The sequence below is a fragment of the Sphingosinicella rhizophila genome, assembly GCF_032378825.1.
In the GTDB taxonomy this organism is placed as follows: domain Bacteria; phylum Pseudomonadota; class Alphaproteobacteria; order Sphingomonadales; family Sphingomonadaceae; genus Allosphingosinicella; species Allosphingosinicella rhizophila.
Genome location: NZ_JAVUPU010000003.1, coordinates 367,766 through 392,598, shown reverse-complemented (window position 1 = coordinate 392,598; position 24,833 = coordinate 367,766). Strand labels below are relative to the sequence as shown.

Annotated in this window: 15 protein-coding genes; 3 read left to right on the top strand and 12 right to left on the bottom strand. The window is 62.3% G+C overall.

The annotated features are described in order from the left end of the window. Positions 1-19: 19 nt before the first annotated feature. The gene (locus tag RQX22_RS07800) at positions 20-1,702 is read right to left on the bottom strand and encodes an acyl-CoA mutase large subunit family protein (RefSeq protein WP_315725246.1); all 1,683 of its coding nucleotides are present in this window, start codon (positions 1,700-1,702) and stop codon (positions 20-22) included. Positions 1,703-2,103: 401 nt separating this feature from the next. On the opposite strand from RQX22_RS07800, the gene RQX22_RS07795 reads away from it, so the two are divergent. Beyond that, complete coding sequence (locus RQX22_RS07795; RefSeq protein WP_315725244.1) at positions 2,104-3,117, top strand: LysR substrate-binding domain-containing protein; 1,014 nt, start codon at positions 2,104-2,106, stop codon at positions 3,115-3,117. Positions 3,118-3,197: 80 nt separating this feature from the next. Here the strand turns inward: RQX22_RS07795 and RQX22_RS07790 are convergent, their stop codons facing one another. Continuing rightward, positions 3,198-4,067 (bottom strand): 3-hydroxyacyl-CoA dehydrogenase NAD-binding domain-containing protein, encoded by an 870-nt coding sequence (locus tag RQX22_RS07790; protein ID WP_315725242.1) that lies wholly within the window; start codon positions 4,065-4,067, stop codon positions 3,198-3,200. A 260-nt stretch (positions 4,068-4,327) separates the two neighbouring features. On the opposite strand from RQX22_RS07790, the gene RQX22_RS07785 reads away from it, so the two are divergent. After that, positions 4,328-4,528: a DUF1289 domain-containing protein gene (locus tag RQX22_RS07785; RefSeq protein ID WP_315725240.1), complete on the top strand. Its 201-nt coding sequence runs from the start codon at positions 4,328-4,330 to the stop codon at positions 4,526-4,528. Between the two features lie 131 nt (positions 4,529-4,659). Here the strand turns inward: RQX22_RS07785 and RQX22_RS07780 are convergent, their stop codons facing one another. The 3 genes from RQX22_RS07780 to RQX22_RS07770 all read right to left on the bottom strand — a co-directional run bounded on the left by RQX22_RS07780 (position 4,660) and on the right by RQX22_RS07770 (position 7,422). Beyond that, positions 4,660-5,316, bottom strand: coding sequence for a GntR family transcriptional regulator (locus RQX22_RS07780; RefSeq protein WP_315725238.1), 657 nt, complete (start codon positions 5,314-5,316; stop codon positions 4,660-4,662). 165 nt (positions 5,317-5,481) lie between these two features. Beyond that, complete coding sequence (locus RQX22_RS07775; protein WP_315725237.1) at positions 5,482-6,477, bottom strand: 4-hydroxyproline epimerase; 996 nt, start codon at positions 6,475-6,477, stop codon at positions 5,482-5,484. A 36-nt stretch (positions 6,478-6,513) separates the two neighbouring features. Continuing rightward, entirely contained in the window at positions 6,514-7,422 is a 909-nt protein-coding gene (locus RQX22_RS07770; protein ID WP_315725235.1) for a dihydrodipicolinate synthase family protein, read from the bottom strand. 100 nt (positions 7,423-7,522) lie between these two features. Here RQX22_RS07770 and RQX22_RS07765 point away from each other — a divergent pair, with 100 nt between their 5' ends. Next, positions 7,523-8,953, top strand: a complete 1,431-nt coding sequence (locus RQX22_RS07765) for an aldehyde dehydrogenase family protein (protein ID WP_315725233.1) — start codon at positions 7,523-7,525, stop codon at positions 8,951-8,953. 170 nt (positions 8,954-9,123) lie between these two features. On the opposite strand, the gene RQX22_RS07760 is transcribed toward RQX22_RS07765, so the two are convergent. The 7 genes from RQX22_RS07760 to RQX22_RS07730 all read right to left on the bottom strand — a co-directional run bounded on the left by RQX22_RS07760 (position 9,124) and on the right by RQX22_RS07730 (position 24,822). Continuing rightward, complete coding sequence (locus RQX22_RS07760; protein ID WP_315725231.1) at positions 9,124-10,560, bottom strand: amidohydrolase family protein; 1,437 nt, start codon at positions 10,558-10,560, stop codon at positions 9,124-9,126. 279 nt (positions 10,561-10,839) lie between these two features. Beyond that, complete coding sequence (locus RQX22_RS07755; protein WP_315725229.1) at positions 10,840-11,343, bottom strand: GlcG/HbpS family heme-binding protein; 504 nt, start codon at positions 11,341-11,343, stop codon at positions 10,840-10,842. Positions 11,344-11,356: 13 nt separating this feature from the next. Then, on the bottom strand, positions 11,357-13,429 hold the full coding sequence (locus RQX22_RS07750; RefSeq protein ID WP_315725227.1) for a PQQ-dependent dehydrogenase, methanol/ethanol family: 2,073 nt from the start codon (positions 13,427-13,429) through the stop codon (positions 11,357-11,359). 211 nt (positions 13,430-13,640) lie between these two features. Then, a complete protein-coding gene (locus RQX22_RS07745) occupies positions 13,641-17,258 on the bottom strand; it encodes an ABC transporter permease/M1 family aminopeptidase (protein WP_315725225.1) in 3,618 nt (1,205 codons plus the stop codon). Positions 17,259-17,269: 11 nt separating this feature from the next. Beyond that, positions 17,270-18,148 carry an ABC transporter ATP-binding protein gene (locus tag RQX22_RS07740; protein ID WP_315725223.1) on the bottom strand — a complete coding sequence of 293 codons (879 nt, stop codon included), beginning with the start codon at positions 18,146-18,148 and terminating at the stop codon, positions 17,270-17,272. A gap of 187 nt (positions 18,149-18,335) precedes the next feature. Beyond that, a complete protein-coding gene (locus RQX22_RS07735) occupies positions 18,336-20,723 on the bottom strand; it encodes a TonB-dependent receptor (protein ID WP_315725221.1) in 2,388 nt (795 codons plus the stop codon). Positions 20,724-21,210: 487 nt separating this feature from the next. Then, positions 21,211-24,822 (bottom strand): ABC transporter permease/M1 family aminopeptidase, encoded by a 3,612-nt coding sequence (locus tag RQX22_RS07730; RefSeq protein ID WP_315725220.1) that lies wholly within the window; start codon positions 24,820-24,822, stop codon positions 21,211-21,213. Positions 24,823-24,833 lie beyond the last annotated feature (11 nt).

Genomic DNA, 24,833 nt, shown 5'->3' with positions numbered 1-24,833 from the left:
TTATTCCTCCAATACTGAATTAGTAGACGACCGGCGGACTGAAGTCGCCGAACGCGCCGCGCATCACGTCGCAGATCTCTCCCACGGTCGCATCGGCGCGGATCGCGCGGCAAACCGCGGGCATGGTATTTTCATTGCCGCGCGCCGCGCGTTCCACTTCCTTCAATGCTTCCGCATGTTCGGTTGCGTTGCGCATGCGGCGGATCGATTGCGTGCGCTTGATCTGCCGCTCGCCCAGGCCGGGATCCAGCTCGAACTCCTCGAAGGGAAGATCCTCTTCCGGATCGACATGGACATTGACGCCGACGATGAACTCGCTCTTGTCCTCGAGCGCCTTTTGATAGGCGGCCGCGGAGTCCGAAATCTCGCGCTGGATGAACCCGTCTTCGATGGATTCCACCATCCCGCCCCGGTCGAGTACGCGCCGCAGGAGCGCTTCCGCTTCCTCCTCCAGGCGCTGGGTCAGGTTTTCGACATAATAGGAACCCGCCAGCGGATCGACGATGTCGGCGACGCGGTTTTCCAGCGCCAGGATCTGCTGCGTCCGCACGGCGATCTTGATCGCGCCTTCGGACGGGATCTGGAACGCCTCATCCTTCGAATTGGTATGCAGCGACTGGGTGCCGCCCAGGACGGCCGCCAGTGCCTGGATGGCGGTCCGGGCGATATTGTTGTCGGGCTGCTGCGCGGTGAGGCTCACCCCTGCGGTCTGGCTGTGGGCGCGCATCATCCAGGAGCGGGGATCCTTGGCGCCGACCCAGTCGCGCATCATCCGGGCCCAGAGGCGACGGGCCGCGCGCAGCTTGCAGATCTCTTCGAAGAAATCGTTGTGAATATCCCAGAAGAAGGAGACGCGCGGCGCGACCTGATCGATCGGGATGCCGCGCTTGGCGGCTTCCGTCACATAGCAATGCGCAGCACCGAGCGTGAAGGCGAGTTCCTGGACCGCCGTCGCCCCGGCCTCCCGGATATGATAGCCGGAGACGCTGACCGGATTGTAGCGCGGCATGGTCCTGGCCGCATATTCCATCGTGTCGACGACCAGGCGGACGGATTGGCGCGGCGGATAGATATATTCGTTCTGGGCCGTATATTCCTTGAGGATATCGTTCTGGCATGTGCCGGTGATCAGATTGTCGGCTACGCCCTGTTCCTTCGCCACCGCTTCGTACATGCCGATCAGCACGAACGCGGATGCGTTGATGGTGTAGGAAGTGGAAACCTGATCGAGAGGGATGTCCTTCATCAGAAGGCGGACGTCCTCCAGCGTGTCGACCGCAACGCCGATGCGGCCGATTTCCGGAATGGCGACCGGATGATCCGAATCGCGCCCGAGCAAGGTGGGAAGATCGAAGTCGGTCGACAGCCCGGTTTCGCCATGGGCCAGCAGATATTTATAGCGGCCGTTCGTATCCTCGGCAGTGCCGAAACCGGCGACCTGGCGAATGGTCCAGGGCCGCGCCCGATGCATGGTGGCATGAACGCCACGCGTGAAAGGGTATTCGCCCGGAAAGCCGATATCCTTCAGCGGGTCGATGTCCTTCACGTCCTCCGGCGTATAGAGATCCTTGATGGGGAGGCCGGAAAGCGTCGGAAACTCTTCCTGGCGCCGGGGCATCTTTTCGAGGCTGGCGGCGAGCGTCTTCGCTTCCCACTCGGAGGGATTGGCGGACGTTTTATATTGCGGCGTTGAATCGGTCATGAAGAGCCTCGAATGCTGGGAGTGTTCCGACGACGGTGGGTGACATCACGATCGTCCTTGAAAGGGTGATTTCCGCTACGCCTGAATGCGCTGTAACGTCGAGGCAGCCTGCCTCTGGATTTGCACAAAGCCGGTTCGCCTGAAGTCCCGGGAGGATCGAATTGATCCATGGCAGATGCCGCGTCCATGCGCCAAACCGGCACCGAACGCCAACTTGCCGGCGCCGCCCTCAGCACACATAGAAAATCTATCGGCTGACCGACAATCCGACTTGTCAATTCCGTCGTCCGCCTTATGAAGTTCGAACATTCATCTGCCCCGCTAAGTACGCGCCGGATATGGCACGCCAACCAGGGGTGCGTGCAAATGACTAATCTTAATCCTCAGGCGGAGATCAGCTAATGCCCAGGGAGCTACCCAATCTTGACTGGCTGCGGGTCTTCTCGGCAACCGCCGCGACGGAGAGTTTTGCCCTGGCTGCAGCGGAACTGGGCGTCACGCCCGGCGCCATCAGCCAGAGGATCAAGGCGCTTGAATCGTTCCTCGATATCAGCCTTTTCCAGCGTTATCCGCAGGGCGTCAAACTGACCGAAGCGGGCAAGCGCTACGCACAGCGCGTGCTTCCGTCGCTGGAACAGCTCGCAATGGCGACGCGGGAGATGACCTCGAACCAGAATACGCGCGCGGTTCGCCTGACCATATTGCCGGCTTTGGCCCAGCTGTGGCTTGGCTCGCGCATGGATCATTTCCACAAGCTTCACACCAATGCGACCATAGAGATCTGGGCCGATGCGGCTGTCGTCGATCTGCGGACATCGAATTTCGACGTCGCCATTCGATATGGCAGGCCGCCTTTTCCAGGCTGCGACTACCGCGAGCTCTTCTTCGATCAGCTCGTGCCCGTCGCAAGCCCGGAGCTTATCGCGACATCGGAACTGGACGATCAGGGCCTTCCGATCGGCGCTCCCTTGATGATGGACACATATTGGCAGAGCGATTTCGACGATTGGCTCGCAAGCTCCGGCCAGAGGCGGCCGGCGAATCTGATGACGCAGACCTTCTCGCTTTACTCCATGACCGTCGAAGCGACGGTGCATGGCAGAGGGTTCATGATCGGCCACACCGCCTTGATCGGGAGCCTGCTGGACGAAGGAAAGCTGCAAATCCTGTCCGACAACAAGGTCACCGCCCAGAATCAATTCTATCTGCTGACCAAGACGGCCGTTCCCCTTTCGGACGGAGCCGAAACCTTCGTGAACTGGATCCTCGAGCAGGCAGCGCCGTCGGAGACGCAGATCGTACAGCGCCACTTGTACAATAAGCGCCTGTCCATGCAGAGCAGGTCGCAGGCCCGGAAGTCGCTGCGCGCCGACCTCGACGAAACGGACGACATGGACGACACGGACGAGACCTGAGCGTCGCGCCTGGCGGCGTTCGGATAGAGGCCGCCCGGCGCTTTCCCCCTCCGTCGGATCACCTGCCCGACGTCAAGCCTTCAGCGCGTCGGCACGGGTTCCGGACCGGAATAGTCGTAAAAGCCGCGGCCCGTCTTGCGGCCATACCAGCCGGCCTCGACATATTTGACCAGCAGCGGCGCCGGCCGGAACTTGGGATCGCCCGTGCCCGCGAGCATGACGCGGGTGATTTCGAGGCACGTGTCGAGCCCGATAAAATCGGCGAGCGTCAGCGGCCCCATCGGGTGATTGAGGCCTAGCCGACAGGCGCAGTCGATGTCCGCCACGGTCGCCACGCCTTCGCCGAGGGCGAAACACGCCTCGTTGATCATCGGCATCAATATGCGATTGACGATGAACCCCGGCGCATCATTGGCGCGAACCACCTTCTTGCCGAGCCTGGCCGCATAGGCCTCCACCATTTCGACGGTAGCTTCACTGGTGGCAAGCCCGCGGATCAGCTCGATCAGGCCCATGACCGGCACCGGATTGAAGAAGTGCACGCCGACGAAGCGGGCCGGATCGGGTGCCGCCTGACCCAGCCGGGTTATCGGGATCGACGAGGTATTCGACGCGAGGACCGCCTCGGAGCCAAGGACTGCGCCCACTTCCTTGAAGATCGAGCGCTTGACGTCCTCACGCTCGGTCGCCGCCTCGATGACCAGGAACGCGTCGCTCATCGCCACGAAACCGTCGACGGCTTCGATATTGCCCAGCGCCGCATCACGATCCTCGGCGCCGATCTTCTCCTTCGCGACCAGTCGATCGAGCGCCTTGGCGATTCCCGCCTTTCCCGCCTCCGCACGATCCTTCGACACATCCGAGAGCATCACGCGATAGCCGGCTTGCGCCGACACCTGAGCGATTCCCGCGCCCATCTGCCCTGCGCCGATCACACCCAAAATCTGCATCGAAGGAATCCCTTTTTTTCCGATTTGCGCCCGCGACCGATCGGTTCGACAGCGCTGGTTAGTCCGCGCAGCCGGAACCGCAAACCAATAATATTAAGCCGGTGCAGCAGTATTTCTGCTGCCGATCCGGCTGCTCGCCGGGAGGGACATCGTGCAGGATTGTTGATCCTGAGGGCGAGCATTTCTGGTTAGGCAGGCTGGCGAAGACATGCCAGTTCTCCGGCGGCGACCACAAGCGAGGCCGACCTTTCGGTCGGGCAATGAACCGCATGACTTCACCCTGCATCGGCATTTGCGTGATGGACGAGCATTCGGGCTATTGCCTGGGCTGCGCCAGGACGCTTGGCGAGATCGCGGAATGGTCGATGGCCAACCCTTCGCGAAGGCAGCAAATCATATCGACCCTGCCCTCCCGAAGAAGATCCATGGCCGGCAGATTTCAGGGACGCGCCGAGGATTGAGAGAATCGGCCCCTCACCGGGGCCGCGCTCCGCTCGCTCACGGCTATATCGAACCGAAATCGGCCCAGCTTTCTCTTTGTTTTCTGTTATTTCCGAGTCGTCAGATGATTCCATCTGCCTTGAAATAACGCTCAATCGCCTTGAGCGGTGAACTGGCGGCGCAAGTCGACGATCGTGCTCCGGATATGGGCGTGGGTGGCCTTCGCAACTGCCTTGGCGTCGCGATCGAGCCACAATTGCAGGATCGTGCGATGCTCGTCATTCGCACGCTGATCGCGGCCAAAGGGTTCCAGATGCTTGCGCACATAGCGCTGGCTCAGCACGTGCAGCCGCTCGAGCAACATGGTGGTGATCGCCTGGCCGGACGGGCGGATCAGCGCCAGGTGGAACGCCCGGTTGAGCGCGCCGACACCATCGCCATGCGCTTCGGTCTCCTCATCCAGCGCGTCGTGCGCCATGGTCGCATGCTGCCGCTCGGCATCGGTCGCGCGCCTGGCGGCCAAGGCGACGACCTCCGGTTCGAGCTTCAGCCGGAGCGCAAACACCTCCTCCGCCTCGGCCGCGCCAAGCGACCGCACGAAATAGCCGCGGTTGACGTGGTTGCGCACCAGGCCTTCCTGTTCCAGCCGCGTCAGCGCCTCGCGAAGCGGTATCTTGCTGACGCCGAGTTCGGCGGCCAGCGCATCCTGCCGGATCGCCTGGTCGGCGGCGACGGTCCCGTTGAGGATCCGATCGCGCACGAGATCGACCAACTGGTCGGAAAGATTGCGGATGACAAGATTGTTCATAGGCTTCGTTTCGACGATCCGCGTGAAGCAGCGGCTCCCGTATCTGCCGCAGCCAAGGGACAAGCGCAACTCACGCAAAGCGCGCGAGATGGAAGCGCGACGGATCGACCGCGGCGGCGACCATGCCCGTCGGGCGCCTGTTCGCCGGATCAGCGATGGGATCCCTCAAACGACGCTGAAGCCGGCCCAGAACGGGTCCTCGCGATCGATCCAGATGGTGTTGAATCCGGTGGCGATCGCCGATCCTTCGATCGAGGGCACGATCCCGTCCAGGTCGCCGACCTTCGCCGACGCCTCCACACGGCCGATGAAGCGGCTGCCGATATAGCTTTCGTGAACGAAACGGTCGCCGACATTCAGCCGTCCGGTCGCAACGAGATGCGCCAGCCGCGCCGACGTGCCGGTGCCGCAAGGACTTCTGTCGATCGCACGTTCGCCATAGAAGACCGCGTTGCGGCCATCGGCGCCATCCCCTTTTGGCCGATCGGCCCAGAGGAGATGGGTCACGCCACGGATGCTCGGCTCGATCGGATGGACGGGTTCGTAGATCTCACGGAGCATGGCACGGATGGTGCGGCTGAGTTCGATGATCCGCGATGCGCCCAATTCGTCCAGGCCGGCATAGGGGCCCTGCGGCTCGACGATCGCATAGAAATTGCCGCCATAGGCGACGTCTATGGTCAGCGGGCCGAAACCGGGCACGTCGATCGCGATCCCGCGCGCCGCGACGAAAGCCGGCACGTTCCGGATCCGGACCGAACGAACGCGATCGCCCTCCGCATCATAGCTGATGGCCAGCGTGCCGGCGGGCACTTCGACGACCAACTTGCCCGGCTCGCGCGGCTGGATCAGCCCCTGTTCGAGCCCGAAGGTCACCATGCCGATCGTGCCGTGGCCGCACATCGGCAGGCAGCCGCTGGTTTCGATGAAGAGGATCGCGACGTCGGCGTCGCCGCAGGGCGGGTAGAGAAATCCCCCGGACATCATGTCATGTCCGCGCGGCTCGAAACACAGGCCGGTGCGGATCCAGTCGAACCGGTCCAGGAAATCGAGCCGCCGCTCGGCCATCGAGACGCCGCGCAACAGCGGCGCGCCCCCCGCCACCAGGCGCACCGGATTGCCCGCGGTATGGCCATCGATGCAGAAGAAGCTGTGACGCATGATCGCCCCCCGCCGTGAAGCTTAGGTTGTCACGGCTTAGTTGGCCAGCGGCCGGGTGCGCGCCGCTTCCTCGACCATCGCGACGACTTCGGCACGGCGTTCGCCGGCGAGCGGCAGGCGCGGCGGGCGCACCCGTTCGGACCCGCGCCCCATAATCTCTTCGGCGAGCTTGATGGACTGAACCAGATCGTGATCGGCGTCCAGGTGAAGAAGCGGCATGAACCAACGGTAGATACGCCGTGCCTCGATCCAGTCGCCGCGATCGGCCGCGGCGATCAGCGCGACCGATTCACGCGGGAATGCGCTGGTCAGACCCGACACCCAGCCGGAGGCGCCGAGCATCAGGCCTTCGAGGGCGACATCGTCCAGCCCGGCCATCACCGTGTAGCGATCGCCATAGCGATTCAGAAGATCGGTGAAGCGGCGCGTGTCCGGTGCGCTTTCCTTGACCGCCACGATATTGGCAAGCGGCCGGAGCGCATCGAGCGTCGCAAAGCCGACGCTGACGCGATAAGCGGGGGGGTTGTTGTAAAGCATGATCGGCAGGCCGGTTGCTTCGGCGATGGTGCGGAAATGCGCCGTCAATTCATCCGCGGTCGGGACATAGACCATGGCGGGCAACACCATCAGCGCGTCGATACCGATCTTTTCCGCAGCCTGCGCATAAGCGGCGGCGCGACGAGTGGTGAATTCCGAAACGCCCGTGACGAGCGGCACGCGTCCACCGACCGCCTCGACCCCCGCGCGCAGCACGGCGAGCTTTTCGTCCGGGTCGAGCGAATTATTCTCCCCGCATGTGCCGAGCAGGATCAGGCCATCGACGCCATCATCGACCAACGCCGTCAACACCCTTTGGGTCGCGTCGATGTCGACCGAACCGTCGGCGGCGAACTGTGTCGTCGCTGCCGGATAGACGCCTTTCCATAAATTGACTTGACCTGTCACCGGAATCTCCCTTCAATGGATCGTATACGGTATATCTTGGTCCTTGCAAACGGCTTTGGTCCCCGCAGGGGCCGATGCCAGCCAAAATGGAAAGAGGCGCATGAAACTTTCGCATCTGATTGACGGGGAATGGATCGGCGCGGATGATTCCTTTGCGAGCCTGAACCCCTCGGACACCGACGAGATCGTCGCTCATTGTCCGAAGGGAGGCGCTACCGAGGTGGATGCGGCGGTGACGGCGGCACGGCGCGCATTCGACGGCTGGTCGTCGGCATCGCCGGAAGTGCGTTCGGACCTGCTCGACCGGGTGGCCGGCACATTGACCGCGCGCGCGGCCGACTTGGGGGAATTGCTGGCGCGCGAGGAAGGCAAGACCCGCGCGGAGGCGACCGGCGAGGTCATGCGGGCCGCACGCATCTTCCGATATTTCGCGGGCGAAGCATTGCGGCGCCACGGGCGGACGCTGGAATCGACGCGTCCCGGCATCGATGTCGAGACCTGGCGCGAGGCACTGGGCGTAGTGGGGCTGATCACGCCGTGGAATTTCCCGATCGCGATTCCGGCATGGAAGGCGGCGCCGGCGCTGGCCTTCGGCAATACGGTGGTGCTGAAGCCAGCCAATCTGACACCTGCGGTAGCCCATGAACTGGCAAGGATCATCCAGGAATGCGGCGCACCGGCCGGCATATTCAACATGGTGCTCGGCCAAAGCGAAGCCGGCGCGGCGATCGTCGCGCACCCGGGCATAGACGCGGTTTCCTTCACCGGCTCACAGGCCGTCGGCAACAAGGTCGCCCAGGCCGCGGTCGCGCGCGGCGCGCGGGTGCAGCTCGAAATGGGGGGCAAGAATCCGCTCGTCATCCTCGCCGATGCCGACCTCGAACGCGCGGTCTCGATCGCCATAGACGGCGGCTTCTTCCAGACCGGCCAGCGCTGCACGGCATCCAGCCGGGTCATCGTCGAGGATGCGATCCACGACCGCTTCGTGGCGGCGCTCGCGGAGCGTGCGAAGGCCCTCAAGGTCGGGCCTGCGCTCCACCAGACCACCCAGATCGGCCCGGCGTCGAGCCAGAGCCAGTTCGAGCAGAACCTGCGCTATATCGGCGTCGCCACCGCCGAGGGCGGGCGGCTGATGACCGGCGGCGCGCAGTTGCGCCTCGACACGCCAGGCTATTTCATGAGCCCCGCCGTGATCGCCGACACCGCGCCCGACATGCGGATCAATAATGAAGAGGTGTTCGGGCCGGTCGTCTCGACGATCAGGGTGAAGGATTATGACGAAGCGCTGGCGGTCGCCAATCACGGCGCGTTCGGCCTCTCGGCCGGCATCGTCACCACCAGCCTCGCCCATGCGCGCCACTTCCGCCGTAACGTTCGCGCAGGCATGGTGATGGTCAACCTGCCGACCGCCGGGGTCGACTATCACGTCCCCTTCGGCGGCACTCGAAGTTCCAGCTACGGGCCGCGCGAACAAGGCTTCGCCGCCATCGAATTCTACACCCAGACCAAGACCGTCTATATCGGAGATTGAGTGAATAATCGCGCGCGGCCGAAGCGCTGCAACCCGGCGCGCTAAAATCATTGGCGCGCCGGGCTTCTGCAATCAGGTGCGAGCGAAGAGCGCTTCACGCTGCCGGGTGGCGCGCGCCGCCCGGCCCTTCTTCCCGCCGCGCCATTGGCGCGGACGGAGCATCCCGGACATCATTTCCTGGTCGGCAATGGCACCTCTTCATGGGCCGGCCTGTAGATGCGGCCATCCTGCAGCATCAGCCGGCCGTTGACGAAGGCCGTGGTCACCTTGCGCAGTGCGTTGAAATCCTCGTCGGGATTGCCGTCGACGACGATGATGTCGGCGAGCTTCCCACGCTCGATGGTGCCCAGGCGATCGCCCATGTGGATGATCTCTGCGCCCGTCTTGGTCGCCGCGACCAGCGCCTCGGTCTTGGTGAAGCCGATCCGATTGAACGTTTCGAGCTCGTCGATATAGGATCCGGGCAAATAGCCCGTCCCGGCCAGCGCGACGACATCCAGGCCGATGCCCATCTTCACGCCCGCGCGGCGCAATTTGGCCGCCATATTCTCGATGGTTCGCTCGTTAAGTTCGAAACGGCGCGAGGTGGAGCCGAAATAGCCGCCGCTGCCCCGCATGATCACGCGATAGGCGACCAATGTCGGCACCGATGCGATGCCCTTTTTGGCCATCAGCGCGATCGCGGCGTCGCTGCGCGGCAGCGGATGCTCGATCGAGTCGACGCCGGCCTTGATCGCCATGTCGATATAGTCGGTCTCCGAATCGACCGTGACCGGCAGGCCCAGCGAGTGGGCTTCGTCGACCGCGGCGCTGATCTCGGCCTGGCTATATTCGCTGGCCAGCTTGATCAGGTCCGCGCCCTTGGCGAACTGGATGCGCACCGCCTCGCGCCATTCGTCCGGACCGGAGGCGATCCGCACCATCGCATTGGGGTTGCCATTGCCGAGCTCCGGATAGCCCGGCCCGAAAGCATGAACCCCGCCATGGCCGCCGGTCATGGTGATGAGCTGGCCGGCCGCGAAGATGCGCGGGCCGGGAAGTTCGCCGGAAGCCTGGAGCCGCTTCAGCACGAACGGCGCATCGCCATGCGAGCCGACATCGCGCACGCTGGTGACACCAGATTCCAGATAGACCGCCATGCGTTTCACACCGCGCATGACCGATTCCACGCCACTCAGATTCGCGGACGAATAAATGTTCGCGCCATCCTCCGAATTCAGGAAGGTGAGGTGAGAGTGAAGATCGATCAGGCCCGGCATCACCGTCTTGCCGGTGACGTCATAGACGATCGCGTCCTTCGGCCAGTTGCGGTCGTCCGGCTTCAGCACGGCGGTGATCGTCTTGCCCTCGACCACGATGGTCGCCGGCCGTGCCGCCGCGCCAGTGCCGTCAAACAGCCGGCCGCCGACCAGCACGAACGATCCCTTCGGCGCATTATACCCCGCAGGGGCGGGGATGCGCAGCACATCGTCCGACGTCGGAACCGATGGCGGCAGCCACTTGTCACGCTTGTGGAGAGGGCGGGCCTCCGGACCTTGGTCCTGCGCCAATGCGGGCGTAGCGATCAAAGCGGCCGCAAGCATCAGTCGGGAAATCCAACCGGTCATCCTATTCTCCTCTTCACTTCAGTCATTTCGGCCGGGGCCCCAATTCGATGACCGCTGCCGGTAACCTTCCGGCTCCGTTGACGCAGCGGCTGTCACCATGTTCGTATACTAAACACGGTATTCTGTGGTGGGCGCGAGTCAATGCAAATCCGCGTGGGCGCTGCGTCGATCGGTCGGAATTCTGGATCATGGCCTCGCTGTCGGCTCGGGACCTCCCCCTTCCACCTGCGCCCCGCCAGGTGCAAACCGATCAGGCTTTGGCCGAGGAGAGGCGCAGCTTCATTGCGGCGCGCGATCCTTATCCGGCAGCGCGAATTTCAGCGCGGCCTCGGCCATCGCATGATCGTCCTCCGCAGCCGCGCCGCTGACGCCGATCCCGGCAATGGTCTTGCCGCCGCTGACGACCGGCACGCCGCCCGCGATCGTCACGATCTCGGATATGGCGAGAAGAGAGAGTTTCTCCTTGTCGGGAAGCTGGCCCAGCAACTGGGTCGGCGCACCGACCACCGCCGCGGTCACCGCTTTGCTTTCGGCCACCTTGAGACTGATGAAGGAAGCGTCGTCCATCCGCTGGGACAGGATCACGCGTCCTTCCCGGTTCACGATGACGACGGAGACCATGTTCCCCTTGGCCGCCGCAAGTTCCACCACCTTGCCGGCGATCTTCTGGGCATCGGCCAACCGGACTTGCCGATCATGCTCCGACTGCGCCGCCGCGGGCATGACGGAGACGGCGGCGAAAAAGCCAGCCAGAATCAGGTTGCGACACACCGGGCTTATCATTCTCACGATCCTCTCATTTGACATTCTTTTCGGGCGGTGCCGCCGGCCGAGCCAGATAGGCATGAATATCCTTCACGTCCCTTTGGGTCAGCACGTCGGCGAACGAAGCCATGCCGGCATCGACAAACGCACCGCCCAGCACGATCTGTTCGAAGGCGTCATGCCGTTCGGAAGGCATCTTCCACAAATCGGGATAGGTGCCCGGCATGCCCGCCGCACCATGGCAGCGCGCACAATTTTCGCCGAACAGCATTTCGCCTCGCGCCGCCTGGGCGGCCGTGCCGCGATATCTGGCCGGCGCCGGCACGAGCGGCGTCGCTGTCCGCAACGGCGGCAATTTGGGCTGAGCCGCAGCGCCGAGCTTGAAGACCAGCAACCGGGCCTTGTTTTCGCGCTCCAGCGCCGCCCAGCCCGGCAGATAGGTGGGAGCCAAAGCGCCGCCGAAGCCCGCGGCGACGGCGAGATATTGGGTTCCGTCGATCTCGTAGGTCATCGGCGCCGACATGATGCCAGTCCCGATATTGATCCGATGCAGGACCTTGCCATCCCGTCCGTCATAGATGTTGAGATAACCATCGGCCGAGCCCTGAACGACAAGACCGTTGCCCGTGGTCATGACCCCGCCGCTCCAGAACGGCATGACCTTCGAACTCCAGACCATTTTCTGGCGCACCGGGTCCCAGGCCTTGAGCACCTGTTCGAAGCGCGGCTTGGGCTGCCCAGGCTCGACCGGTGGCGCGTCCCCGCCGAAAAGGGGACCCATAGCGGGAATTGTATTCTCGACGCCCTGCACCACCGAATAGGGCCGATAGGGTTGCGGCGCCCGCTTGAAGGTCATCGACGTCTCGAGAACGGGAATATAAACCAGGCCGGTCGTCGGATTGTAGGCCATGGGCTGCCAATTGTGGCCCCCGGCCTCGGACGGCCAAACCGTCTTTTCGCCATCCTTATAATCGGCGCTGGCGTTGAAGACCGGCCGCCCCGTCTTCAGATCGACCCGATCGGCCCAGGTGACGATCGTGTATTTCTCTGCCGACAGCAATTCGCCCGTCACCCGGTCAAGCACATAGAAGAAACCGTTCTTGGGCGCCTGCATAATGACCTTGCGGATCTTGTCCCCGATCTTGATGTCGGCAAGGATCATGTTTTGGGTGGCGGTATAATCCCAATTTTCCTTGGGTGTGGTCTGGTAATGCCACTTCTTGCGTCCCGTGTTGGCGTCGAGTGCCAGAATCGAAGAAAGATAGAGATTGTCTCCGCCCGCCGGGCTGCGCTCGTAAATCGGATGCGGGCTGCCATTGCCGGTGCCGACATAGACGATGTTGGTGTCCGGATCGTAGACGATCGAATCCCAGGCGGTGCCGCCACCGCCCTTGTTCCACGCAGATTTCGGATCCCAGGTCTTGCGCGCCTCGGTCACCTCCGGATGCTCGTCGGGCCCGGCGGCAGGATCGCCCGGAACGATGAAGAAGCGCCAGGCGAGCTTGCCGGTCTTGCGGTCGAAAGCGCTGGCATAGCCGCGCGCGCCCATCTCGCCGCCGCCATTGCCGATCACCACATTCCGGCCGGCGACGCGCGGCGCGCCGGTGATCGCATAGCTGCGGCTCCGGTCGGTGATCGTGTCCACCTTCCAGATCTGCTTGCCGGTCTTGGCGTCGACCGCGGCAAGATAACCGTCGAGCGTCGCGACATAGACTGTACCGTCCGCCACGGCGACGCCGCGATTGACTACGCCGCAGCAGGTGATGCGCGCAGCCTGGCCGTTGGTTTCAGGATCATATTGCCAAAGCGGTGCGCCGGTCTTGGCATCGAGCGCATAGACGATGCTCCAAGGGCCGCTCAGATACATGATTCCATCGACGACGACCGGGGTCGCCTCGATGCCGTGATGGGTGCGGCCGCCGCGCACGACGAAATCGTCAAACTCCCAAGCCACGCCAAGCTCGGCCGCATTGGATCCGTCGATTTGAGCTGCGGTGTAGAAGTGCGCCGTTTCCTGTTGCCAGGCGGTGCCATCATCCCGATCGGCACCGGATCCGCAGGCGGCGACCGACAGTGCCGCCACGACCGTCAAAATCCAGCGCATTGCCCCTTGTCTCATCCCGTTCCTCGCAATCCCACACCCCGGACAGGCCTTTTTCGCCCAGCTTCTCCTGTCGCTGACAGATCTGCCCTCAATGTCTTTTGATTGCCACCAGATTAGAATTGCGTGACGACCTTTCAGGCCGGTCCTCGCGCTTCCGGGCGGGGGCGGAAGGTTGGACTGCGTTCACATCCGACACGCTTCGGCTGCGATCTCAATCCACCTTCCTGACATTGTCCTGCGCATTCCGGTCGATATATTTGATATAGGGATCGATGCCGACGAAGCTTGGCTTCCGGTCAACGACGGCCGTCAGCCGCTGCTTGCCGGTGCGCAGGCGCTGCGGCTTCAGCATCATGACATTTTCGCGCCGGAAGTCGTTCGCAGCGGGATCCGCGGTGAAGATGCCGACATCGATGATCTCGTCGAGCGGCGCCTCGGTCTCGATCCCCTTGCCGTCCGCGTAACGCTTATGGGCTTCGACGGTGAAGGTCACATCCCATTTGCCGTCGGCACGACGGGTCGCCTGTGCGTCATTCGTCTTCAGATCGTAGAGCGTGATGTGCTGGAACAAATCAGTGATGAGCTGCTGATGCTCCGGTTTCGCCTCGGCGCGAAGAGCAGCGACCAGATCGCTCGAAGACGGATAGGGCGCTCCCTTGAAGGCGAACTTTACGAGCAGGGATTGCAGCGCACGGTTGACCGCGGCCTCGCCCATGCGATCCTTGAGCAGGTACATGACGTTCCCGCCCTTCTGGTAGCGGACATAGGCTTGTTCCTGCACGCGCTCCAGCGGCGGTTCGGCGACATTCTCCTTGCCGCGCGCCCCGAGATAGCCTTCCATCCCCCGCTTCAGGAAGCGCCGGATCATCGCCTCGCCATAACGTTTCTCCATCACCATGATCGCCGAATATTGTGCCAGCGTTTCGCTGAGCACGGTGCTGCCTTCCATGTCGGCGCCGGTCAGTTGGTGGAACCACCATTGGTGCGCGAGTTCGTGCGCGGTGACATAGGCAATGAAGTCGACGCCCTCGCTTTCATCGATCTTGGCGATGAAACCGGCCCCTTCCGAATAAGGAACGGTACCCGGGAACGCCTGAGCGAAATTGTTGTAGACCGGGAATTCGATGATGCGGAACTGCTTGAACTGATACGGGCTGAAATTCTTCGAAAAATAAGCCAAGCCGTCCTTTGCGATGTCCACGAACCGGTCGACATTATAATGATGCTCGGGGTGGTAATAGACCTCGATCCCGATGTCGTTCCATCGATCCTTGCGCACCTTGTACCTGGCGGCCTGCATCGAGAAGAAGTTCAGGATCGGGGCTTCGGTGCGGAAGTGCGCGATCTGCCGATCGCCCTTGACCTGGTGCGAGATCCGCTGGCCGGGCGCGATCAGGACCTGGTCGGCCGGGCCGGTCAGCGTGACATCCGCGTGCACATAATCGCTGTCGTGCCTGAGATAGGTGAAGGCACGGGCACTCTGATCCTCGAGCTTGCTGAGCTTAAGATCGGGCTGGAGACCGTATTTGCTTCGGGTCGCGCGATCCTGCAGCAGCGGCCAGCGCGACACGCCGAGATTTGGCGTCAGCGCGAAATTGTTGAGGAAGGTGCCGTTGGAGACGATGCGGTCCTCATTGCCCGAATTGCGGAATCCGTGCTGTTCGCGCACCGTCTCGAAATGGATCTCCCGGCGCTCGCCCGGCGCCATCGGCGTATCGAACGTATAGATGCGGAAGTTGAAGTCGCTCAATTCCTTGGTCAGCCGCGCACCGGGCACTTCGAGCGAGCGCATCTTGATGCCCGGCTCGATCATGGTTCCGATGAAGGACTTGGTCACGGACGGATGCGCCCACGACACGTAAAGCTGGGCGATCGGCGCACCGGTCTTGTTCTCGATCACATAGCTGCCGCGCGTGACGGCACGCGGCGCATCGGGATAGATATCCACGTGCAGCCTCATGTCGGTGATCTTGGGCTGCGGATCGTCCTCGTAGGGCAGCAAAGTCTTTTCGTAATCCGCGGCCCAGCGCTGGCTCTCGTTGAAGGTCGGAAAATCGTTCAGGATATAATTGTTGTTGTAGATCCAGCCGCCGAGGCCGGCCATCAATACTGCCGCGGCGCCGGCGATGATGGCGGGCGTCCCAGCGAGGCGCTGGGGGAGCTTCCTGATCCGCATCGCCAGCGGCGCCGACGCACCGCGCCGCCACAAAGCATAGGAAAGCACCGCGAGTATCACCGCGCCGCAGGCCCAATAAGCGCGGTACCAGGCGGCTATTTCGGCGAACTTGCCTAGGCCGTTCATGTCGGAAAGCGGCGTCGGCGGCGTGGTCGCATAAAGGTAGAGGTGGCTCTCGAATCCCATCGTCGGCAGGATCGTCTCGGCGATGAAATAGAGCAGCATGATCAGCAGGCCGACGAACTTGTGCGGCGCCAGGGTCTGCACGAACACCGCCAGCACCGAATATAGCACCATGGTGACGAACCAGGGGGCGAGGTACCAGGATAGATAATGGCCGATCTCGATGTCGGTGAAGCCCTTGAGCAATTGCACCGCGACCGCGGCAATTATGCTTATCACGCCCATCGCCAGCAGGACGAAGCTGATGGCCAGGATCTTGGGAACCAGGAACGCCCAGTCGGGCGACGGCGTCGCGTCGACGATTTCATGAATTCGGCGCTCGCGGTCGCGCCAGACCAGTTCGCCCGCATAGAAAGCGGCAATGAACAAGGGAATGGTCGTGAACTGGGCCAGAAGCGTCTGGATCATCACGCGCGTGACCGGATAGATGATCGTGACGCTGTCGTCGCCTGCCAGCCAGAGCCCGACGACGGTGTTGATGAAGGCAAAGCCGAGCAGGACGATGAAGACCGGCCCGCGCAGCACGCCCTGCACTTCGAATCGGGTCAGCGCCGCCAGCGGGCTCCAGCCGAGACCGCGATTGGTGGGCGGCGGCGGAACTGCGCCGGAGGCAGGCGCCGCGACCTGCGCTTCCCGGGCTTCGCGCCGCGCGGATTTGCGGTCGGCGCGGGTCGAAACCCGCTGGCGGGTGAAGGCGCGCCAGGCGAGCGCCAGCAGCCCCAAGGCCACGGCGCCCCAGATCGCGCGGCTCTGCAGCATCAGGCCAAGGAATGGCGGGAGCATCGTGTTGCGGTCATGCGCCGTCCAATATCTAGTCACATGAGCAAGCGTCGCGAGGCCGAACGGATCGCTGAGCGTCGAGGCCGCGCCGAATTCCGGCCGCCGCAGATAGACGCTGGTGAACAGATATATGGCCAGCACGACCAGTGCGCCGACATAGGTCGCGATCATCGAACGGGTCGCCGTCGCCAAGGCGAAGAAGCCTGCGCTCATGACGAACAAGGTCGGCACGCAGAACAGCAAATAGACGTAGAGATAGTCATAGAGGCGGATCGGACCGATAGTCTCGGGATCGGGACCCGGTATGACCACCGCCATCAGCGCCCCCAGCGGGACGCTGAGGAAGGCAAATGAGGCGGCGAGGAACCCGCCCGTGAAGCGGCCGAACAGATAGTCGAATTTCGAAAGACGGGTGGCCTGGATGATCGGACCGAAGCCGGTTTCGTCATCGCGCAGCACGACGTTCGACACGAATGCGGTGACGATGAACATCGCGAAGATGCTCCATATCATGCTCATCATCGCGATCGCGAAAGGCGAGTTGCGGAAAACCTGGCCGCCCCAGCCGATCCTGATATCGTCCGAGACCACCGACGCGAACGTCAGCAGGAAGAAGATGATGCTCGTGCCCCAGAAAATGGGTGATTTGAGCTGGTAGCGAAGTTCAAACCCGACGACGTGACGAAACATGTTGAAGCCCCTCAGGCCGCGCGGCGAAGCGATGACAGGGTCGAGAAATAGACATCCTCGAGGTCGCCTTCGACCGCGCTGAAACCGTTCCCCGGATCGCTGTCGGCGAGCACATGGATGACGGTCCGTCCGCCGGAGAGGCGGGTGGCGATGACGTCATAGGCCTCGCGATGTGCGTCGAGCTCCTGCTTGTCGATCGCCTTCTTCCAGACGCGCCCGCGCATATCCCGGATCAGGTCCTGCGGCGCGCCGACCTGGACGATGCGTCCGCCGGCGATGATCGCGGTGCGCTGACAGAGGTTGGAAATGTCCTGGACGATATGGGTCGACAGGATGACCACGATGTCTTCCGCGACCTCCGAAAGGAGGTTGAGGAAGCGGTTGCTTTCCTCTGGATCGAGGCCGGCGGTCGGCTCGTCGACGATCAGCAGCCGCGGCTGGCCGATCAGTGCCTGGGCAATGCCGAAGCGCTGCCGCATGCCGCCCGAAAAGCCCGCAATAGCCTTGTTTCGAACGGCCCAGAGATTGACCTGGTTGAGCAAGGCATCGACCGCCTCCTTCCGCTCCCGCCCGTCGCTATAGCCTTTCAGGACGGCGAGATGATTGAGCATGTCGTAGGCCGAAACGCGCGGATAGACACCAAAATCCTGCGGCAGATAGCCGAGCGTCCGGCGCAGCGCATCAGGCTGGGCCAGCACGTCGATCTCGTCGAAGCGGATGGCGCCGGAGGTCGGCACCTGCAGCGTCGCAATGGTGCGCATCAGCGTCGATTTGCCGGCGCCGTTAGGCCCGAGCAGCCCGAACATCCCGGCGGGCACCTCGAGTGACACATTGTCGAGGGCGCGCGTCCCGTTCGGATAAACGTGTGTGAGATTTTCAATCTTTAGCATCGGAAATCCTGTGATCTGTCCATCCAAAGTGAACGCTAATGCTTTTCCGTCCGCCAGTCTGGCCGGAATGCCCCCACCATATGATCGCAACCGGAAGCGGCCTGCGAGGCGCCACGAGGGACACGGACACGGGGAGCTTCGAGCGTTAGACCCGAAACCCCCCACGACCCATCATGACACTCCGGGTTTAGAAGTTGTAGCGGCCCGTCAAACCAAAGGTGCGCGGACGCCAGGTTTGAATCTCGACGCGGTCGGCCGGCTGAAAGTTCAATCGTCCGATAATGTCCCGCGAGTTGGTGAGGTTGTTGACGAATGCCGAAATGTCGAAGCCGTCGCGGCGGATGCCCAAGCGGGCGTTCACCTGATTCTGACTGTCGGTATTCAGGGTCAGCGGATTGAACCCGACATTGCCCGGCTTCGCGTTCCACTCGCTCCTGTAAGTGTATTGGACCGTCCCATATACCCGGGCGTCGTCCCAACCGATCGGCGTTTCATAATCCGCGGTGAGGTTGATGGTCCACGGGGTCGCGAAACGGTCGCCCTTGCGTGTGATCGTGTTCGTCGTGCCGAATACGTAGATCGTTTCACGCTGGGTCGCATCGATATAAGCGAGATTGGCGTCGAGCGTCAGCCCGGCGACCGGCGTGAAGGTGACCTGCGCTTCGATACCCTGGCTGCGCGCCTTGCCGAAATTATCGGTGAAAACGCTGAGGCAGCCTGCCGGGACCGAGCGGCTTCGCTGAACGTCGGTCCACTCGGTATAGAAGACGTCTGCCGCCACGGACAGGGTCCTGCCAATACGGCCCTTGGCGCCGACCTCGTAGGACCAGGTGCTGTCCGACGTGTAGGTTGCCGGGATCTCCGTCAAGCCGAGCAGTTCGAGACCCGCCAGACAGGCAGGGGTATAGTTTGTCGGATCGACTTCGGAGGAGGTGTTCACCCCGCCGGAGCGGAAGCCCTTGGCGGCCGTGGCGTAGACCATGAAATCGTCGCTGAAGTCGTATTGAATGCCGAATTTCGGCGTCAGCGGCTTTTCCTTGCTGCGGCGGATCGGGCTAATGGACGGCGTTCCCGTCACCACGTCGGTGTCGATCTGCTGGGATTCGAACTCGAGAACCGAATAGCGAAGGCCTGCGGTCAGCGTCAGATTCTCGAACAATTCGAAATCGACCTGGCCGAACAAGGCATATTGCTTGTCGACGATCCGGGAGAAGGAATCCGCCCAATTCCCGTTGGCGCCGACCGGAAGCGTAAGGAGGGGTCCGAGTACAGGCCCGTACGCCGCGATGAGGAGATCAGCCGGGAGATAAAGAGCGCCGCCCAGCGCATTGCGCGCCGTGTCGAATTCGTGCGAGGCTTGTCTCGTCTTTTGATAGAACGCCCCAACCACATATCTCAGGCGCGCGTCAGGATCATTGGACTGGACCCGGAATTCCTGGGTAAATCCTTTTTGAACCATATCCAGTTCGATCGTCACGCACTCGCCGCAATTCGGATTGTTCGCGTTACCCGGCAGAGTGAGATCGATATCGAGCGGACCGCTCCCGCCCGCGAACGGCAGAAGAGGATTGTAGAACGGAGCAAAGCCAGGGCCCAGCACGTCGAGCAGGAATGCAGTGCCGTCGTCCGACGACCTGATCTTGCGATTGATATAGGCGGTGTTGCTGATCAGGCTGACCGGGCCGACGTCCCATTCGATCTTGTTCTGAGCGAGAATCGTCCTGTCCCTGCCGGTCGAGGCGACGCCCTGGCCGGATTGGAAGAGCGGCGGCTGAGGCCGCGTCGAGCCTTCCTTGAACGTCCAATAGGTGCTGGAATCGTCCTTGAGGGCCTTCTGGTAGAAGACCGATGGCGTGATCGTCAGCGTATCGATCGGCTTGAACATCAGTGACGCGTTGGCGACGAAAGTGCGGGCCGAGTTCGAATTCTCCTCGGCGGTGCCGCGGCCGGGCCGGTAGGGAACCCGATCGATATAGCCGCCGTCGCGGCGATAATTGGCGTTGATGCGGAAGCCCAGCTTGTCCTGGATCAGCGGACCGCCGATCGCGGCGCCGGCTTCGTAACTGGGATCGCCATGCTCGGTGAAAGCCAGTTCCGCCCGCGCATTGCCGACAAATTCGGTCAGGTTCGGCTTGGCGGTGATGAAGCGAATCGCGCCGCCCATCGCGCTGGCGCCGAACAAGGTGCCCTGCGGGCCGCGCAGCACTTCGACGCGCTCGAGATCGTAAAGCGCCGGATAGAAATTGTTCATCAGCACGAGGTTGCGGATATGGACCGGCGTATCGTCGATATAGAGGCCGGTCATGGTTGCGCCGACCGACGATTGCAGCCCGCGAATCGCAATATATTTGATGTTGGAGAAACCCTGGGTCAGGGTCACGCCCGGCGTGTAGCGGACGAGGTCCTCGATATTACGCACGCCCTTCTGATCGAGCTTTTCCTGCGAATAGGCCACGATGCTGATCGGGACGTCGAGCGCCGATTCCTCGCGACGGCTGGCCGTGACGATGATGTCGTTCGAGTCGCGCGGCCCCGCCTGTTCGGCCTGCGCCTCTACCGGCTCCGTCTGCGCCATTGCCGGTGTGCACAAAGCCATTGATAAACCGGAAACGCCCGCAAGCCAGACACCGGCACCTGAAAGTCGATTGCGCATATTCTTTCCCCCCACAAGCCCATTTTTTTCGGGCATTCGCAGCTCGCGGATCGATTTCCGCGGTTCTCCCACCTCAAGCTGCTTGCAAAGCTTATGTAAGTGGGCAATGCGCCGCAATTCACTAATGCTGAGGCTAAGGCTCAGGTTTCTTGATGCCTATGAAGGTAAAGCGTAGTAAAACTAAGTCTAACAGTAAGAATTATTGACTCTGAACCTTTGTGCGCGCTCGGGCGGCTTGGCAGGCTGGCCTGAACGAGCCAAGTCGAGATGGAAATCGCCTCAACAGGTTCATTACGCCCCGCTTGGAGCGCGTTGCGCAAGACAAGGCGCGAGACCCCCCTCCGCCCATTGGCTGGCGCGACGGCTACGCACCAGCACTGCGAAGGTCTATAGGCCGGCCACCTTTCGCTTACTGGCCGAGCTCCGATATCTGAACGATATTGTCGTTCGAGTTGCGATCTATGAAGGTGAGGTACGGATCGACCCCCGCGTAGGCCGGCCTGTTCTGCGTGACCAAACGGACCTGCTGCTCGCCCGAGCGGAGCGGCAGCCGCTGCATCGACAAGACGTTTTCGCGGCCGAAACCGAGATCGCCGGGCAGTGCGGTGAACAGGCCGACATCGACCTGCTGGTCGAATTTCGCCTCCCGTTCGTTGCCCTTGCGATCTGCGTGAGTCTTTGCGGCAGCGATGATCATCGTCGTTTCGAACTGGCCATTCGGCAATCGGCGAACATTCGCCTCCTTCATCCGCAGGTCGTAGAGCGTGATGCGGTAGAATTGGTCGAGGATCAGCTCGCGCTCCTGCGGCGTGCGGGCGACTGCCAGCAAGCCATCGATCAAATCGCTCGACCTGGCATAAGGCGCGGGTTTGAAACGATATTTGGAAAGAAGCTCGCGGAGCACGGCGTTCACGCGCTCCTCACCCAGGCGTTCCTGGATGAGGTACATCACGATCGATGCCTTGTTATAGTGAATATAGCCCTGATCGCGCGTCCGGCCGAGCGGGTTCTCTTCCCCCTTCTCCAGCCGGCGCCCCTGGAGATACTGATCGAGTTCATATTTCAGGAACTGGCGGATCTGATCCGGGCCGTAGCGATGCTTCATCACCATCAGCGCCGAATATTGCGCCAGCCCTTCCGTCAGCAACTCGGCGCCCTCCATATCCGCTGGCATCAACTGGTGGAACCAATATTGGTGCGCCAGTTCATGGGTGGTGATGTAGGCGAGGAAATCGAGCCGCTTCGGGTTGCTGAGATCCATGTTGAAGCCGACTTTCTCGGAAAAACCGATGGTGCCGGCGGCCGAGTTCGCGCCGCCTCCATAGCTCGGCCGTTCGATGATCCGCGCATAGGGATATTGATAAGGTCCGAAATTGGTGCGGAAATAATCGAGCGCGTCGTCCATGACGCTCAGCATTCGGTCGATATTCTTCGGATGCTCCGGATGGTAGTAAACCTCCAGCTTCACGCCATCGGAATTTGCCCTTTTGACGGCATAGCGCGCCGACTGGATCATGATGAAGTTGATCGAGGGAATTGGCGACACGAACCGGGCGATACGGCGTCCGTCGACGACGGTGTCGGACACCCGCGCACCGGTCGCGACCAGCGTCTGATCGGCGTCGGTCGTCACGGTGATGTCGGTGTTGACACGTTCCAGGCCCGCATAATTCTTCGCCTGCGCCGAACGATCTTGCAGCTTCGGCGCTTCGGGAGCGGGCGAAAGGCCATATTGCTCACGCTTTCTCTTGTCGTCGAGGAAGCCGAGCCGGCTCATCCCCAGGATCGGCAGGATCTGGTGATTGATGATATAGGTTCCATTCGCCGCCGGCTGGGCGTCGACCTCGTAATTCTGGGAATCGGGCAAGGCAGCCAGACCCTGTTTCTCGACGGCCGTCCGGAACGATACGGTTCCGCTCGCGCCCGGCAGCAGCGGCCGGTCGAAGCGATAGATGAAGTGATTATTTTCCTTGTCTGCTTGCACCAGCTTGGCCCCGGCCACCGATTCAACGCGGAGCGGCGTGGGCAGACCGGGGATCATGCGGATGTGCAAGGTCTCGATCGGCGCCGATGTCCGGTTCGCGAAGCGATAAGTGCCGTCGACATACATCGCGCCGCGTGACGGATAGAGATCGACTTTCATCCTGACGTCGGTCAGCGTCGGCTGCGGCAGGTCCACATAGCGCGAATAAAGCTGCTCGTACCGGGCCAGCCGGCGCTCCGCCTCATCACGGTCAGGATATTGGTTCAGGACATTCATGTTGTAGAACAGGAAGCTGCCCATGCCGACAGTGAGAGTCAGCGCGACCGCCAGGAATGCCAGCGGCTTGCCCCGCAGCCTTGCCGGCAAGCTACGCCACTGGCCCTTCAGCGTGACCGCGGTTCCCCGCCGCCACATCAGATGGCCGATCACGACCAGCAGCAAGGCGAAGGCCAGCCAGTAGAAGCGGAGCCACCAGCCGACCGCGCCGCCATAGTTCGACCCGTTCATGTCCGACAGCGGCATTGCCACGGCCGCGTAGTTCAGCAGCGGATGCCCCAGCCCGATACTGGCGAAGACGATGCCCGAAATGAGATAGAGCAGCATGATGCCCCAGCCCACGAACTTGTTCGGGCTGAGCGCCTGGACCACGATCGAGAGCACGGAAAGCTGGATTACGTAGAGGATGCTGGGCGCAACGAACCAAGCCAGCCACCGGCCGAGCTCGATATCCTTCACACCGCCCATGAGCTGGTAGAGGATCGATTCGACCATGATCACCGCGACGCCGAGCACCAGCAGCACGCCCGCGACTCCGGCAAGTTTCGAGACGAGGAGGATCCAGTTGGGCAGCGGCGTCGCGTCGACGATCTCATTGATGCGACGTTCCCGCTCGCGCCAGACGATCTCGCCCGAGAAATAGATCACGATCAGCAGCGTGATCATTGCCGAAGCCCCGGTCACAGTCTCGACGATCGCGAAAGTCCGGGGCCAGATCGGAACCCCGTAAAAGAGACCTGCGAGATTGAGCGTCAGATAGAGGTTGATCGTCCCGACGATCGCAAGCACCCAGAAAGCGGGGCTTTTGAAAACCAGCTTCATCTCGAGCAGTGTGCGCACGACGAGCTGACGCCACGCAGCCTGCCCCGGCCTGTTGTCCGGCAGCCGTTCGACCAGGACCGGCTCGATCCGGGCCAGCTTCTTTTCCCGCGCCAGCTGACGCTTTGCCTTGCGCCCCGAGGCGCCGCGCTCGGCGAACCTGAAACGCCACACCGCAATCGCGACGATCGCCGCCGAAACCGCCACCCACAACAGGCGATTGCCGAGCAGCAAGCCGGTCAGCTCCACCGCCTGTGAATTCGCCTGAACCGGGCTGAGGTAGCGGATCGCCACGCCGTAGGCGACCGTACCGAACGGTTCGAAATAGGCGGCCATGGTGAGGTCCGGCAATTTCCGCAGCGCCGAAGTGAGCGCGAAATATGCGAACATGAACACGATCACGGTCAGGTAACTGTAGGTGACCGAACGGGTCCAGCTGGCGACCGCGAAGAAGACCGCCGAGGTAATGAAGATGTTGGGCAGAGCCAGGACCAGATAGCCATAGGCATAGTCCCGAAGCTGGTTCGGCCCGAGATGCTCGGGATCGACCCACGGCATGTAGGTGCCGATCCAGGTCGCCAGCGGCACCGCCAGGAAGGCGACCGCGGCGCCCAGGAAAGCACCGCTGAACCGGCCGATCATGTAAGGGAACTTGCCGACCTTGGTCGATCGGATGATGCTGCCGAAGCCGGTTTCGTCGTCGCGCACCACCACATTACCGACGAATGCGGTCGTCACGAACATGAAGAAGATCGACATCATCAACTGGATCTGCGCGACGGCCGTGGGCGCGTTCGTATGGATGTTGCCGCCGCTGCCGAGGCGGATCGATTCCACCGTCGTCCCCGCGAAGGTCAGCAGGAAGAACATGATGGCGGCAACCCAGAAGACCGGGTTGCGCAGCTGGTAGCGCAGCTCGAAGCGCGCGATCGTCGCAAACATTGTCCTGCCCC

What these genes read in the sequence shown, in the direction of transcription:
- RQX22_RS07800 (WP_315725246.1), bottom strand. Translation starts at nt 1,702, where the DNA reads ATGACCGATTCAACGCCGCAATATAAAACGTCCGCCAATCCCTCCGAG.
- RQX22_RS07795 (WP_315725244.1), top strand. Translation starts at nt 2,104, where the DNA reads ATGCCCAGGGAGCTACCCAATCTTGACTGGCTGCGGGTCTTCTCGGCA.
- RQX22_RS07790 (WP_315725242.1), bottom strand. Translation starts at nt 4,067, where the DNA reads ATGCAGATTTTGGGTGTGATCGGCGCAGGGCAGATGGGCGCGGGAATC.
- RQX22_RS07785 (WP_315725240.1), top strand. Translation starts at nt 4,328, where the DNA reads ATGAACCGCATGACTTCACCCTGCATCGGCATTTGCGTGATGGACGAG.
- RQX22_RS07780 (WP_315725238.1), bottom strand. Translation starts at nt 5,316, where the DNA reads ATGAACAATCTTGTCATCCGCAATCTTTCCGACCAGTTGGTCGATCTC.
- RQX22_RS07775 (WP_315725237.1), bottom strand. Translation starts at nt 6,477, where the DNA reads ATGCGTCACAGCTTCTTCTGCATCGATGGCCATACCGCGGGCAATCCG.
- RQX22_RS07765 (WP_315725233.1), top strand. Translation starts at nt 7,523, where the DNA reads ATGAAACTTTCGCATCTGATTGACGGGGAATGGATCGGCGCGGATGAT.
- RQX22_RS07760 (WP_315725231.1), bottom strand. Translation starts at nt 10,560, where the DNA reads ATGACCGGTTGGATTTCCCGACTGATGCTTGCGGCCGCTTTGATCGCT.
- RQX22_RS07755 (WP_315725229.1), bottom strand. Translation starts at nt 11,343, where the DNA reads ATGATAAGCCCGGTGTGTCGCAACCTGATTCTGGCTGGCTTTTTCGCC.
- RQX22_RS07750 (WP_315725227.1), bottom strand. Translation starts at nt 13,429, where the DNA reads ATGCGCTGGATTTTGACGGTCGTGGCGGCACTGTCGGTCGCCGCCTGC.
- RQX22_RS07745 (WP_315725225.1), bottom strand. Translation starts at nt 17,258, where the DNA reads ATGTTTCGTCACGTCGTCGGGTTTGAACTTCGCTACCAGCTCAAATCA.
- RQX22_RS07740 (WP_315725223.1), bottom strand. Translation starts at nt 18,148, where the DNA reads ATGCTAAAGATTGAAAATCTCACACACGTTTATCCGAACGGGACGCGC.
- RQX22_RS07735 (WP_315725221.1), bottom strand. Translation starts at nt 20,723, where the DNA reads ATGGCGCAGACGGAGCCGGTAGAGGCGCAGGCCGAACAGGCGGGGCCG.
- RQX22_RS07730 (WP_315725220.1), bottom strand. Translation starts at nt 24,822, where the DNA reads ATGTTTGCGACGATCGCGCGCTTCGAGCTGCGCTACCAGCTGCGCAAC.